The following is a 14960-nucleotide window of genomic DNA, read 5'->3' on the forward strand; positions in this document are numbered from 1 at the left end:
TCGGCGGTTCATCAGTAGGCCCCGTGGCCGCCGAAGACGGCCCGGAAGGTCTTCCACAGGATCAGCGCGTCGAGGGCGAGCGACCAGTCCTCGACGTAGCGCAGGTCGAGCCGGACGGACTCGTCCCAGCTCAGGTCGCTGCGGCCGGAGACCTGCCACAGGCCGGTCAGACCCGGCTTGACCAGCAGGCGCCGCCGCATCGCGGGCCCGTACTTCGCGCTCTCCTCCGGCAGCGGCGGGCGCGGCCCGACCAGCGACATCGAGCCCGCCAGCACGTTGAACAGCTGGGGCAGCTCGTCGAGGGAGTAGCGGCGCAGGAACCGGCCGACGGTGGTGACCCGGGGGTCGCGGCGCATCTTGAACAGCACGCCCGCGCCCTCGTTGACCTGTTGCAGCTGGTCGCGCAGCGCGTCGGCGTTGGTGACCATCGTCCGGAACTTGATGATGGTGAAGTGCGCGCCGTCCTTGCCGACGCGGCGCTGCTTGTAGAGCACCGGACCGCGGGTGTCGACCATGACCGCGACCGCGCAGGCCAGCAGGACCGGGGCGAACAGGACGAGCAGGACGAGCGACCCGACCCGGTCCACGGTCGCCTTGACCACGCGGCGGAAGCCGGTGAACGACGGTTCGCTGACCCGCAGCAGCGGCATGCCCAGCACGCCGGTGACGTGCAGCCGGGGCCCGGCGAAGTCCATCAGGGCGGGGGCGACGACCATCTCGGTGCCGGTGCCCTCCAGGTCCCAGGCCAGTTGCTGGAGCCGCCGCGGCGTCCAGTAGGCGTCCGGGGTGACCGCGACGATCCGGTAACCCCCGCGCCGCACCTGCTCGGCGACCTCGGCGAACCGGCCGACGACGGCGATGCCGTCCAACTCGGCGCCCAGGTCGACGCGACCGTCCACAGTGCACACCGCGTCCACGCGCCACCCCAGGTGCGGGGCGCGCCGGGTGCGGCTGATCAGGTCCTTGACGGTGTCGACGTTGCCGGCGGCGAGCACCGGCAGCAGGCACCTGCCCTCGCCGCGGGCGCGGTGCAGCGGGCGGCGCAGCAGGTAGCGGGTGGGGAAGGCGACCAGCGCGATGGCCGGGCCGACCACGAACACCCACAGCCGCGCCTGCGGCAGCCCGGCGGCCAGCGCGCCCAGGCCCAGTGCGACGACCGAGGCGAACAGGCCGCGGCCGAGCCGGCGGAACTCCTCGGCGCCCTGGCCGAGCACCGACGCGTTCCAGACGCGGTTGAGGTAGAGCGAGCCCAGGACGACGGCGACGGTCACCGCTTCCAGGGCCAGCAGCGGGAGTGGGCCGAACGAGTTCGCCGACAGCAGCAGACCCGCCAGCACCACGACCAGGACGGTGCAGACGGTGTCGGCGGCGATCACGCCGTACCGGTACGCGGGCTCCCAGCTGCCGACCGTCGGGTGGGTCGTGCGGTTGGTCGCCGGATCCGCCGCCGGTCTGCGGCGCGTGGATCTGACCTGCTCTCTCATCGCTCTCGCTCCCCGGTTGGGCCGGTTCGGACGTGCAACATCGCAGGGCATCCCCGACGAACCCGCGTGTGGTGTGTTCGCAAATGTGCCTCCGGCGCTTTCCGCGTCTCGGCAAACCGTCATTCGCTGAACCGGGCCGGCGCGTTACACACGCAGTTGCGACGGATTCCGGCGCACTCCCCCGGGACCGGGCACGCGACGGGTCCGCGAGGTGACGACGGGTCACCACCGCTTCGTTGCGGAAAGCCTGCGAGCGCTCCCGGAAATAGGTCCACTGTGGCCGGTGGTGCGGTGGACGTGCCGGTCTCCCCAGGTCGCGCGCACGCGCGGGCACATCCATCGATCGCGGGGCGGCGCGCGTTACAGGACCTTTTCGACTTCGGTCGAAGCACGGCGCGAACAGTCCAAAAAGGGTCGAAAGACCCCAACCGTCCTGGGCTGTCCGGTGGCGGCACGCGGTCACCCATTCACAGACCGGAAGCAGCTATTCGGCGCAACGGCCCGGCCACTTCCCGTCACGGGCCGTCGGGAAATTCAACGGCCGGCCGGCGAACGGGCGTGACCCACTTCACCGGGCGCGCCACAATGTGGGACGTGGAAGTCGCGTTGGCGGCCGGCGCGGCGCTCGGGGCGCTGCACGCCGGCTGGGCGTGGCGCGCCCGGCTGTACCCGCGGTCGGCGCGCGGCCGGCTGGCGGCCGTGATCGACTTCACGTGGAGCCTGCCGAACACGGCGGCCGGCGTGGTGTTCCTGGTCTACGCGCTGGCCAGGGGCAACGAGATCGACTACGAGTTCAGCCGGCACCGCGGTGTCCTGGGCCTGCGCGAGGGCGTGATCAGGGGCTTCGCCACCACCGTCGGCCCGGTCCAGGCGGGCGTGGCGCTCGGGGTGGACGAGCACGAGGCGGTGCACGTCCTGCAAGCCCGCCTCTTCGGCCCGCTGTACCTGCCGCTGGTGGCGGCGAACTGGGTGCTGGCCACGGTCCTGCCGTACTGGCTGCTGTACCACGACCGGCGGAGGGCCCCGATCGACAGCGTGACGGCGTACTTCCAGCGCGGCGTGTACCCGCACTGCTGGCACGAGGAGTGGGCGTACCGGGTCCAGGGCACGCCACCGGCCTGACGAGCCGTCTTTGTCGTACCCCGGTGGGACGATGGAGACGGGGGCCGGAGGCCGGCACTGGACGCAAGCGCACCGCGCGGTGGACGCGGCAACGGAACGGACGCGGCAACGGGACGGGCGCGCGGGCGCAGCGGCGGGGCGGGCCGGTGCCCGGTGCGGCGGAACCGCGTGTGGGCCGTTCAGGCGTTGGCGACCAGGCGGACCTTGTCCGGGCCGACCGCCACCACGTCGCCGCCGTGCAGTTGCTTGCCCCGCTGGACCTCGACGCGGCCGTTGACCGTGACCTCGCCGTCCTCCACCAACTCCCGCGCGTGCGCGCCGTTCTCCGCCAGGCCCGCCAGCTTCAGGAACTGCCCCAGCCTGATCATGTCGTCGGAGATCTCCACCTCGCGGATGCGCATCGTGCCATCATCGCCCAACCCGTCACCGCCGGCTGCACGTGCATCCGGTAACCAGGTCTGCACGAGGTTGAAACACGGCCGACACGAGCCGGCCGCCCGGAGGTCTACGGTTCCCGAGGTGTGAGCACCGCCGGCTCTGACTCCCCCGACGCGGCCCCCGGGCGCCGCCGGTCCCCGCGCGGTGAAGTGGGCACGACCGGGGCCCGGTTCGGGTCGCCCGCCCTGCGTCGGAGCCTGGAGGAACAGCCGGTCGAAGCGCCACCGCCGCCCCGGAAGCGCCGGTCCCCGCGCGGGGAGGTCGGGGCCACCGGGGCGCGGTTCGGGTCGGCCGCCCTGCGCCGCAGCCTCGAAGAGGAGCCGACCGAGCCCGAGCAGCCGGAGGAGCCGACCGCGCCCGAGCGGCCGGAGGAGCCGCACGAGCCGGCACAGACCGCGCCGTTCACCGGGCACTTCGAGGACGAAGAGGTCCCCGCGCTCGAGTGGAGCGGGCCGCTCGTCCGCCCCTACGCCTGGACCCGCGGTCGCACCTCCTCCCAGCACGACCTGCGCATCGAGACCCTGGTCTCCCTCGAAGAGCACGGCATCGCCAAGGCCGTGCGCGACACCACCCCCGAGCAACGCGCCATCGTCGAGCTGTGCGCCGCCACCCGGTCGGTCGCGGAGGTCTCCGCCCTGCTCACCCTGCCGCTCGGCGTCGTCCGCGTCCTGCTCGGCGACCTGATCGACATGGGGGTCGTGGCCGTGACGTCCGTCAACGCCGCCGCGGGCCCCGACCTCGCGCTGATGCAACGCGTCCTACACGGCCTCCGCAACCTCTGACCGCAACCGCCGGAACACCTCCGCCAGGTCGTCCAACCGGTAGTGCGCGTTCAACCCCGAAGGGTTCGGCAGCACCCACAGCCGCGACGACGCGATCGGCTCCGGCTGCGGCCCGACGACGGCCCGGGGCCGGCCGAACGCCGTCCGGTACGCGGTGATCCCCACGACCGCCACCACCCGGGGCGCGTGCTCGGCCGCCAACGACGTCAGCCGGACCCCGCCCGCCCGCAGCTCCTCGGCGGTCAGCTCGTCGGCCTTGGCCGTCGGCCGGTCGGACAGGTTCGTGATGCCCAGGCCGAACTCCAGCAGCTCCTCCTGCTCGGCCGGCGACAACCGGCGCGGCGTGAAGCCGGACAGGTGCAGCGCCGGCCAGAAGCGGTTGCCGGGGCGCGCGAAGTGGTGGCCCGTCGCGGCCGACAGCAGGCCCGGGTTGATCCCGCAGAACAGCACGTCCAGGCCGGGTCGGACGAGGTCGGGCAGGTTCACCCCGACCGGCCCCGCAGCCGCAGCGCCAACGCCACCCCGGCCGCGACGACCACCAGCGCGCCGACGACCCACCCCCAGACCGGGAACCCGCCCTCCTCGGCGGGCACGGCTCCGGCCGTCGACGACGTGGTGGCCACCGGGCCGGCCGTCCCGGTCGGCGTGACCGACGACGAGGTGGCGGCGGGCGGCGCGGAGGTCGCCGGCGCGGCGGAGGTCGTCACCGCGGGCGGCGCGGGCGGCGCGCCGGCCAGCGTGAACGTGGTCTTGCCGCTGACGAAGTCGCCGTCGAGGCTCTCCACCTGCCAGCTCACCACGTACTGCCCGGCGGGCGACGCGCCCGGCGTCACCGGCACGGCCAGCGTCGCGCCGGACGCGGACACCTCCCCCACGGTCCACGCGGTGCCGTCGGGCGCGGTCACGGTGACGGTGGCGCTCTCGGCCGGCACCGGCTCGCTGAACGTCAGCGTCAACCGGGTCGGCGGTTGGGGCAGGCTCGCCCCGTTGGCCGGGTCGCTGCCGATCAGTTCGGTGTGCGCCCACGCCGCGGGTGCGGCGGCGAGCAGGCCCAGTGCCACGAGTGCCGAGAGCGCCAGTCGCTTCATGCCTGACAGTTCTACCGGGTCGGCGGCGCCTGCTGCCCGTCGCCCGGCCGCTGACCCGGCTGTCCCGGCGTGCCCGCGCGCCTGCCGGCGTCGGCCTGGAAGTCGCCCGTCATGATCGACTTGGCCACCCCGTCCTGGGCGACCACCATCACCTTGTCGCCGGCGGCGAGGCTCCCGGTGTCCCCCTTGGCCCCGCTGACCTCGGTCTTGTCGTCCAGCTCGTAGGTCCGGCTGAACCCGTCGGCGCTCTTGACCGTGACGGAACCGTCGGCGACCGCGGTGATCTCGCCGGACTGGAACTCGCCGTGCGCGGTGTCACCGAACGGGCCGGGCCCGCCCATGATCCGCAGCCCGCCGCCGGGACCGCCGTAGCCGCGCGGCCCGCCCATCATCTGGGCCGCCTCGGAGTTGCTCGCCGCGTAGATGACCCCTCCGCCCACGGCGGCGATGCCGACGGCGATCGCGACCGCGACCAGGGTCTTGCGGCCGGACCAGCGCGGTCCGGGAGCATCGGCCCGGGGCGGCGGGTCCTCGCCCCAGGTCGGGTTCTCGGTTTCGGTAGTCATGGCGCCCACCGTGTCGGCGGAGCCTGTGCGTGGGCTGTGCGCGCGTTGGGTGTCGGCTGTGGCTTGCGCGAGGGCGGCTTGTGCGGCAGCGGCTTGTGCGGCGGCGACCCTGTGCGGCGCGGCGGCGGCTTGTGCGGCGGCGGTTCACAGGTGGTACACAGGGTCGGCACAGGGTGGGCTCAACCACCCGGCGGACGATCGGACCATGCGTGCGGTGACTTCCCCCGAGATCCGTCGACCGGACGGCAGCCCGGTGCGGGTGCTGGTGGTCGACGACGAGTCGACGTTGGCCGAGCTGATGTCGATGGCGCTGCGCATGGAGAAGTGGGAGGTCCGCACCGCGCTGGACGGGACCGCGGCGGTGCGGGTGGCCCGCGAGTTCCGGCCGGACGTGGTCGTGCTGGACGTGATGCTGCCCGACTTCGACGGGCTGGAGGTGCTGCGCCGGCTGCGCGCGGACGCGCCCGCCCTGCCGGTGCTGTTCCTGACCGCGAAGGACGCCGTCGAGGACCGGATCGCGGGCCTCACGGCGGGCGGCGACGACTACGTGACCAAGCCGTTCAGCCTGGAGGAGGTCGTGCTGCGGCTGCGCGGGCTGCTGCGCCGGACCGGGATCGCGGCGGCGTCGGCCGGGACGGAGCTGGTCGTGGGCGACCTGGTGCTGGACGAGGAGACCCGCGAGGTGCGCCGGGGCGGGCGGGCCGTCGAGCTGACCGCGACCGAGTTCGAGCTGCTGCGGTTCCTGATGCGCAACCCGAAGCGCGTGCTGAGCAAGGCGCAGATCCTCGACCGGGTGTGGAGCTACGACTTCGGCGGGCAGGCCAACATCGTGGAGCTCTACATCTCGTACCTGCGCAAGAAGATCGACGCCGGGCGCGCCCCGATGATCCACACGATGCGGGGCGCGGGGTATGTCCTCAAGCCTGCACCCTGAGCGGTGGCCGCTGCGCACCCGGCTCATCGTGGAGCAGGTGGTGCTGATCGCGGTCGTGTGCGCCGGGATCGGCCTGGTGACGGGGTTCGCGTTGCGGGACTTCCTGATCGGCAAGCTGGACGACGACCTGCGCGACGCGGCCGGCCGGGTGGAGCGGGTGCACGGGCTCCCCGTGCCGGGCCCGCTGCCCGGTCCGCCGAAGAACCCCCTGGACGGGCCGGGTTTCGGGCAGGGCACGGTCGTCCTGATCACCTACGGCGACCTGGTCCAGGACGCCGACCGGTTGCTGGGCCGGGAGACCGAGAACCTGCCGACCGACGAGCAGGACGCCCTGCTGGCCGTGCCCGCCGACGCCCAGCCGCGCACGACGGCGCTGGGCGAGTCGGGGGACTACCGCGTGCTGTCGTTCCGGGCGCGGGACGGGGCGAAGATCGTCACGGCGCTGCCCATGGCGCAGGTGGACGACATCGTCTTCCAGATGGGCCTGATCCTGGGCGGGGTGGCGCTGGCGGGTCTGGTGGCGGTGAGCATCGCCGGCGCGCTGATCATCCGGAAGACGTTGCGGCCCTTGGAACGCGTGGCGGCGACCGCGTCGAGGGTGGCGGAGTTGCCGTTGCACGAGGGGAAGGTGGCGCTCGCCGAACGCGTGCCGGAGGAGGACGCCGACCCGCACACCGAGGTCGGCCAGGTGGGGCTGGCGCTGAACAAGATGCTGGGGCACGTGGGCAGCGCCTTGGAAGCACGGCACGAGAGCGAGACCCGGGTGCGGCAGTTCGTCGCGGACGCGAGCCACGAGCTGCGCACGCCGCTGGCCGCGATCCGGGGCTACGCGGAGCTGACCCGCCGGTCGCCCGACGAGGTGCCCGAGCAGGTCGCGCACGCCATGCGGCGGGTGGAGTCCGAGGCCGTGCGGATGACGTCGTTGGTGGAGGACCTGCTCCTGTTGGCGCGCTTGGACGCCGGGCGTCCCCTGGCGCGGGAGCGGGTGGACCTGTCGCGGGTGGTGGTGGACGCGGTGAGCGACGCCCGCATCGCCGGCCCGGACCACGACTGGCGCCTGGAACTGCCCGCGTCGCCGGTGGTCGTGCGGGGTGACGAGCACAAGCTCCAGCAGGTCCTGGTCAACCTGCTGTCCAACGCCCGGACCCACACCCCGCCCGGCACCACCGTGACCACGGCCCTGTCGGTGCGGGGTTCGCGCGCTTCCCTGAGGGTCACCGACGACGGTCCCGGCATCCCGGCGCAGTTGCAGCCGGAGGTCTTCGAACGCTTCGCCCGCGGTGACACGTCCCGGTCGAGGGCGGCCGGCAGCACCGGCCTCGGCCTGTCCATCGTCGCCGCGGTGGTGGCCGCCCACCAGGGCGAGGTGGCGGTGGACTCCCGGCCCGGCCGGACCCGCTTCACGGTGCTCCTGCCCCGCTGACCCGGCACCCCTTGGTGCACAGCCGGTTCACAGGATCGGCACATGGGGTGCCCAGGGTTCGTGGGCAGGGTCGCCGTATGCGAGCGCGACTTCCCCTGTTGCTGTTGCTGGCCGGAACGGCCGTCCTGTACCTGTGGCGGCTCGGCGACTCCGGCTGGGCGAACGCCTACTACTCGGCCGCCGCCCAGGCCGGTGCGGAGAGCTGGCGGGCGTGGTTCTTCGGGGCCACCGACCCCGCCGGGTCGATCACGGTGGACAAGACGCCGGCCTCGGTGTGGGTCATGGGTCTTTCCGCCCGGCTCTTCGGGGTGAACGCCTGGAGCATCCTGGTGCCGCAAGCCTTGATGGGCGTGGCCGGCGTGTGGTTGTTGCACGCCACCGTGAAGCGCACGGCCGGGGAGGCGGCCGGCCTGGTCGCGGGCGCGGTGCTGGCGTTGACGCCGGTCGCCGTGTTGATGTTCCGGTTCAACAACCCCGACGCCCTGCTGGTGCTGCTGCTGGTCGCCGGCGCGTACTGCGCGGTGCGGGCGACGGAGACGGCGTCCTGGCGGTGGCTGGCGCTGGCCGGCGTGGCGGTCGGGTTCGGGTTCCTCACCAAGATGTTGCAGGCGTTCCTGGTGCTCCCGGCGTTCGGGCTGGTCTACCTGCTCGCCGCGCCCGCCGGGTGGGGGCGCAAGGCCGTGCACCTGCTCGGCGCGGCGGCGGCCGTGGTGGTCGCGGGCGGCTGGTGGGTGGCGGCGGTCGAGCTGGTCCCCGACCGGCCCTACATCGGGGGGTCGCAGCACGACAGCGTGCTCGAACTGACCCTCGGCTACAACGGTCTCGGCCGCCTGACCGGTGAGGAGATCGGCAGCGTCGGCGGCGGGCGCGGGTGGGGGTCCACCGGGTGGAGCCGCCTGCTGGGCGCGGAGATGGGCGGTCAGATCGCCTGGCTGCTGCCCACCGCGCTGGTGCTGCTCGTCGCCGGGCTGTGGGCGGGACGGCGGCGGGAACGCGTCGGGCTCGGGCTGTGGGGCGGCTGGCTCGTCGTCACGGCGGCGGTGTTCAGCTTCATGAACGGGATCATCCACGCCTACTACACGGTCGCGCTGGCCCCGGCGATCGGCGCGATCATCGGCACCGGCGCGGTGGTGCTCTGGCGCCGGCGGCACGAACCCGTTGCGGCGGCGGCACTGTCGGGAGCCTTGGCGGTCACGGCCCTCCAGTGCTACCTGCTGTTGCTGGGCTGGTCGCCCGCCCTGGCCACGGTCGTGCTCGTGCTCGGCCTGCTGGGCGCGGTCGGGTTGTTCCTGTCCGCCGCCGCGCCGCCGGCGCTGGTGGCGCCGGTCGCGGTGGTGGCGGCGTTGCTCGGGCCGGGCGCGTACTCGGTGGCGACGGCCGCGACGCCGCACTCCGGCGCGATCCCCAGCGCCGGACCGGCCGACGGCCGCGGCGGCGGGGTGGTCATGTTCAACGGCGGCGGCCCCACCCCCGGCGGCATGGGCACGTTGCTCAGCGCTCCCACGCCCGGACCGAACCTGGTGGAACTGCTGCGCGGCAACAGCGGCCGGTACACCTGGGCGGCGGCTGCGGTCGGGTCGAACAACGCGGCGGGCTTCCAGCTGGGCAGCGGCGTGCCGGTGATGGCGGTCGGCGGGTTCAACGGCACCGACCCGGCGCCGACGCTGGAGCAGTTCCAACAACTGGTCCACAGTGGACGGGTCCACTACTTCCTCGGCGGCGCGGGGATGCCCGCCGAGACCGGCAGCGACGCCTCCGAGCGCATCGCCGAGTGGGTCGAGGCGACCTTCCAAGCCACCACGGTCGACGACGTCACCGTCTACGACCTCACAGCGGGGGCACAGGGATGACACACGAACCACCCAGCACCGCGCCCGAGGGTGGGGCCATGACACTCGCGACGCTCACGACGACCCCCGTGCTCGACGTGGTGGTCCCCGTGCACAACGAAGAACGCGACCTCGCCCCGTGCGTGCGCAAGCTGCACGCGGACCTCACCCAGACCTTCCCGTACCGGTTCCGCATCACCATCGCCAACAACGCCAGCACGGACGGCACCCGCGGGGTCGCCGACGCGCTCGCGGCGGAGATCGAGCAGGTCGAGGCCGTCCACCTGGAGCAGAAGGGCCGGGGCCGGGCGCTCAACGCGGTGTGGTCGGCGTCGGACGCCGCCGTGCTCGCCTACATGGACGTCGACCTGTCCACGGACCTCGCCGCGCTGGCCCCGCTGGTCGCGCCGCTGATCTCCGGGCACTCCGACATCGCGATCGGCACCCGGCTCGCGCGCGGCGCGCGGGTCGTGCGCGGCCCCAAGCGCGAGATCATCTCCCGCTGCTACAACCTGATCCTGCGCGGCGCGCTGGCGGCCCGGTTCTCCGACGCCCAGTGCGGGTTCAAGGCGATCCGGGCGGACGTGGCGCGGCGGCTGCTGCCGCACGTCGAGGACACCGGCTGGTTCTTCGACACCGAGCTGCTGGTGCTGGCCGAACGGGCGGGCGCGCGCATCCACGAGGTGCCGGTGGACTGGGTGGACGACCCGGACAGCCGGGTGGACGTCGTCGCCACCGCCGTCGCGGACCTCAAGGGCATCGCCCGGGTCGGGCGCGGGCTGCTGACCGGCCGCATCCCGGTCGGCGAGCTGCGCGCCCAGCTCGGCCGCGCCCCGCTGGAACCGGCCACGCCGGGCGTCCCCGCGGGCCTGTTCCGGCAGCTGGTCCGGTTCGCCGCCGTCGGCGTCGCCAGTACCCTGGCCTACCTGCTGCTGTTCGTGCTGCTGCGCGGCGGCCTCGGCGCGCAGGGCGCGAACCTGGTGGCGCTGCTGGTCACCGCCGTGGCCAACACCGCCGCGAACCGCCGGTTCACCTTCGGCGTCCGGGGCCGGCCCGGCGCGGGCCGCCACCAGTTCGAGGGCCTGCTGGTCTTCGGCCTGTGCCTGGCGCTGACCAGCGGCGCGCTGGCCCTGCTGCACCACGTCACCGACCCGGGTGGCGGGGCCGAGCTGGCCGCCGTCGTCGGCGCGAACCTGCTCGCCACCGTCCTGCGCTTCCTGTTGCTGCGCAACTGGGTCTTCCGCAACCGTCCCCAGGAGTCCACCTCATGACCGCCACCCTGACCGCCCCCTCCCCCGGTACCGCCCCGCCGCGCGCCGACCGGCGGTGGACCACGCCGGCGCTGGTCGTGCTGCTGGCCGGCACGGCGGTGCTGTACCTGTGGAACCTCACCGATTCCGGGTGGGGCAACGAGTACTACGCCGCCGCGACCCAGGCGGGCAGCCAGAGCTGGACGGCGTGGCTGTTCGGCGGGCTGGACGCCGGCGGCGTGATCACCGTGGACAAGCCGCCCGCGTCGCTGTGGGTGAGCGGGCTGGTCGCGCGGGTCTTCGGCTTCTCCAGTTGGACCGTCCTCGCGCCGCAGGCGGTGGAGGGCGTGCTGGCGGTGTGGCTGTTGTACGCCACGGTGAAGCGCACGTCCGGCCCGGTGGCCGGGCTGCTGGCGGGCGCGGCGCTGGCCGTGACGCCGGTGGCGGTGCTGATGTTCCGGTTCAACCTGCCGGACGCGTTGCTGGTGCTGCTCATGGTGGCCGGCGCGTACTGCACGGTCCGGGCGCTGGAGAACGCTTCCTTCAAGTGGCTCGCGCTGGCGGGTGTGGCGGTCGGGTTCGCGTTCCTGGCCAAGATGGGGCAGGCGTTCCTGGTCCTGCCCGCCTTCACCGCCGCCTACCTGCTCGCCGCGCCGACCTCGCTGGGCAAGCGCTTGCTGCACCTCGCCGGCGCCGCCGTCGCCGTGGCCGTGTCCGCGGGGTGGTTCATCGCGCTCGTGGAGCTGTGGCCGACGGGGTCGCGCCCGTACATCGGCGGCTCCACCAACGACTCGCTGTGGCAGCTGGCCATGGGCTACAACGGGTTGGGCCGCATCTTCGGCGGCGGCTCCGGGCGCGGCATGATCGCCGGCGCGGCGAACGCCAACCTGGGTTTCGGCGGTGAGACCGGCATCGGCCGGCTGTTCGGGGCCAGCATGGGCGCGGAGATCTCGTGGCTGCTGCCCGCCGCCCTCGTCTCGCTCGCCGCCGGTCTCTGGTTCACCCGCAAGGCGCCGCGCACCGACCGCACCCGGGCCGCGCTGGTCCTGTGGGGACTGTGGATCGTCGGGAACGGGGTCGTGTTCAGCTTCATGAGCGGCATCACGCACCCGTACTACACGGTCGCCGTCGCGCCGGGCGTCGCCGCGGTCGTCGCCATCGCCGGCCGCGAGCTGTGGCGGGGCCGGGCCCACCGGCCGGTCCGGATCGCGCTGGCGGTCGTGGTGGCGGCGGCAGGGTTCTGGGGGTTCGTCCTGTTGGCGCGGTTCGGCGACTGGCAGCCCGCCATCCGCTGGACCGTCCTGGTGCTGACGGTCCTGCTCACCACCGCGATCGTCATGGGGGCCAAGCGGATCGCCGCCCTGACCGCCGCCACCGCGCTGCTGTCGTCGGCCGCGTTCGGGGTGGCGACGGCGGCCACCCCGCACGGCGGCTCGATCCCGATGTCCGGTCCCGCCGACTACGCCTCCGACCTGGGCGGCGGCCTGCGCGGTCCGGGCACGTCGTCGCAGGTCGCCGACCTGTTGCGGGCCACCACCGGCACGTGGGCGGCGGCGACGGTGAGCGCGCAGTCGGCCGCGAGCCTGTCCCTGGCCAGCGGCAAGGCCGTCATCGGGATCGGCGGCTGGAGCGGCGGCGACCCCGCGCCGACGCTGGAGGAGTTCCAGCGGTACGTGGCCGAGGGCCGGATCGGCTACTTCGTCGCCGGCAAGCAGGTCGGCCCGGACCGCGGTGACGACGACATCTCACGCTGGGTCGCGGCGAACTTCGAAGCGACCACCGTGGACGGCGCCACCGTCTACGAACTCGGCTAGCGCGCTGGTGGCCCGCGACCGGGCGGTGGCCGCTCCCGCCGCCCGGGCCGGGGTCGTCGGCTGGGTTGGGGTGGTCGGCCGGGCCCGGGTCGTTGGCTGGGTCAAGGTGGTCGGCCGGGTTGGGGTGGTCGGCTGGTCCTCTGGAGCGAGCCAGGAGCGCCACACGATCGACGCCGCGTAGGGCAGGAAGTCCTTGCCCCGCCGCCACAGCCACGGCACGCCCTTGAACACCAGCCAGGCGGCGTGGTGCAGCGGCGTCACCCGCAACCCGCCCGTGCACACCAGGCTGACCGGCCGCCCGACCGCGCACCCCTGCTCCGCCAACCGCTCCGCGAACGCCGCGGCCAGCTTCCGGTGCCCCAGCTCGGACGGGTGCAACCGGTCCACCGCCCACGTCTCCAGCGAGTACGCGCCGTCCAGCCCGTCCAGGTCCACGCAGCCGACGCCGTGCCGCCGCACCACGGCGTCGATCACCTCGTTCAACTCGGCCACCCGCGCCGACAACGCCCGCCGCAGCGGTCCGGGCAACCGGAACACCCGGCTGTGGTCGTGGAACCGGACCGTCACCACCCGCGCCCCGGCCCGCGTCAACTCCCCCACGACCGCGTCGAGGTCCTCGTGCACCCGGACGGGGTCGAAGTCCGACCGCAGCGTGTCGTTCATCCCGACCAGCACCACGGCCGCGTCGGGCCGCGCCCGCAACGCCACCGGCAACTGCTCGAACCGGACGGACGCCACCCGGGCGCCCTGGAACGACGGGTTCACGTACCGGGCGCCGGGGAACGCCGCCGCCAGCAACGGCCCGACACCCCGCCACCCACCCCGAACCGGATCACCGACGCCCACCGTGGTCGAGTCACCCAGGACCACCAGGCTGCGCACCACATCGGCCACCCGACGACCATCGCGCAACGACGTGTCCACGCGGGAACAGCGGGCGGAACGCTTCCGTAAGCCCTCAGAGCTTTTGCGGAATGCCGGGTGGAACATCAACGGAACGCCGAGAGCTTCAACGGAATGCCGAGAGCTTCAACGGAACGCCGGGTAGAGCGGGAGCTCCGCCGAGGCGTGCCCGTACCGGCCCACCAGGGCGTCCACGACGGCCTCGGCGTGCGCCGCCACCGGCTTGACGCCCAGGGCCAGCGCGTCGGCCCGCAGGCGCACCCACCGCGAGGCCAGCACCGTGCTGCGCGGCGGCGAGTCCAGCGGCCGGTGCCCCGACGGCAGCGCCAGGTCCAACCGGGGCAGTCCCCGCCAGGTGGACAGCCACACCCACAGCAGCTGCGCCTCCAGCAGCTTGGGCAGGAAGATCGCGTCGTCGTCCAGGTCGGGCCACACGCCGCCGACCTCGGCGCGCCACGCCGCGACCATGGCCTCCGACATGCCCGCCGGCAGCCCGTACGGGCACCAGCAGGACGGGAACGGCACCCGCAGGCACGCCGCGTCGAACACGATGTCGCGCACGCACCCGCCCTCGAAGTCCAGGAACCGCACGCCCTTGCTGGTCACCAGGTGGTTGTCCGGGCAGGACGTGGACGGCGAGAACGCCCGCCGGCGCGAGGTGCCGAACCCGCGCACCGCCTGCTCGGCGAACTCGACCACGGGGCCGGGCGTGTCGACGTCCCAGGCCTCCGCCAGCAGGGTCGGTAACCCGGCCAGCGCCGCGTGCACGTCCACCGCGATCGGGTCGGCGCAGCACTGGCTGCCCTGCCGGCGCATCAACGCGTCGAAGTCGGCGTCCCGCCCCGCCGTGGTGGCGTGCAGGCGACCCATGGCGTGCGCCCACGACAGCAGGCCGCGTTCGGCGGCGCGGGCGTCGGACCCGAGCAGCTTCTCGGCCAGCCGGGGCGCCTTCCCCAGGTCCTCCAGGACCACCAGCCGCTCGGCGGAGTCCTGGGCGACCAGCTCCGGGGTCAACCGGTCCTCGCCGGGCAGCGCGGTGAGCAGCTTGTGGCTGACGGCCTCGTGGGCGAACGGGTCGCGGTCGGCGACGGCGGAGGGGTAGCGCTTGACCACGAGCGTGCGCGGCAGGGAGAACGGCGTCGCGGCGACCCGCACCCGCACGACGACGGACCGGCCCGCGCCGCCGAGGCGTTCGGGGTCGGCCAGTCTGACCTGCGCTCCGAACCGCCCGCTCAGCACGGACTCGGCGGCGGCCACCGCCGCGAGCAGGTCGGAGTGGTCCGCGTCGTCGACGTCCGCTGGGCCGGCGGTGATCTCCACGCTCATC

At 73.9% G+C, this 14960-nt stretch carries 14 protein-coding genes; 7 read left to right on the forward strand and 7 right to left on the reverse strand.

What is annotated here, in order from left to right; translation table 11 throughout:
* Window positions 1-11: 11 nt before the first annotated feature.
* On the reverse strand, window positions 12-1484 hold the full coding sequence (locus ABD126_RS33765; RefSeq protein WP_343938745.1) for a sugar transferase: 1473 nt from the start codon (window positions 1482-1484) through the stop codon (window positions 12-14).
* A 594-nt stretch (window positions 1485-2078) separates the two neighbouring features.
* On the opposite strand from ABD126_RS33765, the gene ABD126_RS33770 reads away from it, so the two are divergent.
* A complete protein-coding gene (locus tag ABD126_RS33770; protein ID WP_343938747.1) occupies window positions 2079-2606 on the forward strand; it encodes a hypothetical protein in 528 nt (175 codons plus the stop codon).
* A 179-nt stretch (window positions 2607-2785) separates the two neighbouring features.
* Here ABD126_RS33770 and ABD126_RS33775 read toward each other — a convergent pair whose 3' ends face one another.
* A complete protein-coding gene (locus ABD126_RS33775) occupies window positions 2786-3007 on the reverse strand; it encodes an RNA-binding S4 domain-containing protein (RefSeq protein WP_343938749.1) in 222 nt (73 codons plus the stop codon).
* Window positions 3008-3193: 186 nt separating this feature from the next.
* Between ABD126_RS33775 and ABD126_RS33780 the strand changes: the two genes are divergently transcribed.
* Complete coding sequence (locus ABD126_RS33780) at window positions 3194-3826, forward strand: DUF742 domain-containing protein (protein WP_343938751.1); 633 nt, start codon at window positions 3194-3196, stop codon at window positions 3824-3826.
* On the opposite strand, the gene mug is transcribed toward ABD126_RS33780, so the two are convergent.
* The 3 genes from mug to ABD126_RS33795 are packed head-to-tail and all read right to left on the reverse strand — an operon-like array spanning window position 3803 to window position 5480.
* Window positions 3803-4312 (reverse strand): G/U mismatch-specific DNA glycosylase, encoded by a 510-nt coding sequence (gene mug / locus ABD126_RS33785; protein ID WP_343938753.1) that lies wholly within the window; start codon window positions 4310-4312, stop codon window positions 3803-3805. The two genes, ABD126_RS33780 and mug, sit on opposite strands and share 24 nt — an antisense overlap.
* Window positions 4309-4914, reverse strand: a complete 606-nt coding sequence (locus ABD126_RS33790; RefSeq protein ID WP_343938755.1) for a copper resistance CopC family protein — start codon at window positions 4912-4914, stop codon at window positions 4309-4311. Before ABD126_RS33790 ends, mug begins: the two co-directional genes overlap by 4 nt.
* An 11-nt stretch (window positions 4915-4925) precedes the next feature.
* Window positions 4926-5480, reverse strand: coding sequence for a hypothetical protein (locus ABD126_RS33795; protein ID WP_343938757.1), 555 nt, complete (start codon window positions 5478-5480; stop codon window positions 4926-4928).
* Window positions 5481-5685: 205 nt separating this feature from the next.
* Between ABD126_RS33795 and ABD126_RS33800 the strand changes: the two genes are divergently transcribed.
* From ABD126_RS33800 to ABD126_RS33820, 5 genes are all read left to right on the forward strand, one after another.
* Complete coding sequence (locus ABD126_RS33800) at window positions 5686-6414, forward strand: response regulator transcription factor (RefSeq protein ID WP_343938759.1); 729 nt, start codon at window positions 5686-5688, stop codon at window positions 6412-6414.
* Window positions 6392-7837, forward strand: a complete 1446-nt coding sequence (locus ABD126_RS33805) for a sensor histidine kinase (protein WP_343938761.1) — start codon at window positions 6392-6394, stop codon at window positions 7835-7837. Before ABD126_RS33800 ends, ABD126_RS33805 begins: the two co-directional genes overlap by 23 nt.
* Window positions 7838-7914: 77 nt before the next feature.
* A complete protein-coding gene (locus tag ABD126_RS33810) occupies window positions 7915-9687 on the forward strand; it encodes an ArnT family glycosyltransferase (RefSeq protein ID WP_343938763.1) in 1773 nt (590 codons plus the stop codon).
* The gene (locus ABD126_RS33815; protein ID WP_425542925.1) at window positions 9684-10937 is read left to right on the forward strand and encodes a bifunctional glycosyltransferase family 2/GtrA family protein; all 1254 of its coding nucleotides are present in this window, start codon (window positions 9684-9686) and stop codon (window positions 10935-10937) included. The genes ABD126_RS33810 and ABD126_RS33815 overlap by 4 nt, the downstream gene beginning before the upstream one ends.
* A complete protein-coding gene (locus ABD126_RS33820) occupies window positions 10934-12730 on the forward strand; it encodes a glycosyltransferase family 39 protein (protein ID WP_343938767.1) in 1797 nt (598 codons plus the stop codon). Before ABD126_RS33815 ends, ABD126_RS33820 begins: the two co-directional genes overlap by 4 nt.
* Here ABD126_RS33820 and ABD126_RS33825 read toward each other — a convergent pair.
* Both ABD126_RS33825 and ABD126_RS33830 read right to left on the reverse strand, forming a co-directional pair.
* Window positions 12662-13624 carry an SGNH/GDSL hydrolase family protein gene (locus tag ABD126_RS33825; protein WP_343938769.1) on the reverse strand — a complete coding sequence of 321 codons (963 nt, stop codon included), beginning with the start codon at window positions 13622-13624 and terminating at the stop codon, window positions 12662-12664. The two genes, ABD126_RS33820 and ABD126_RS33825, sit on opposite strands and share 69 nt — an antisense overlap.
* Window positions 13625-13759: 135 nt before the next feature.
* The gene (locus ABD126_RS33830) at window positions 13760-14959 is read right to left on the reverse strand and encodes a hypothetical protein (RefSeq protein ID WP_343938771.1); all 1200 of its coding nucleotides are present in this window, start codon (window positions 14957-14959) and stop codon (window positions 13760-13762) included.
* Between the last annotated feature and the right edge of the window lies 1 nt (window position 14960).

Source organism: Saccharothrix mutabilis subsp. mutabilis (assembly GCF_039521145.1).
GTDB classification, from domain to species: domain Bacteria; phylum Actinomycetota; class Actinomycetes; order Mycobacteriales; family Pseudonocardiaceae; genus Actinosynnema; species Actinosynnema mutabilis.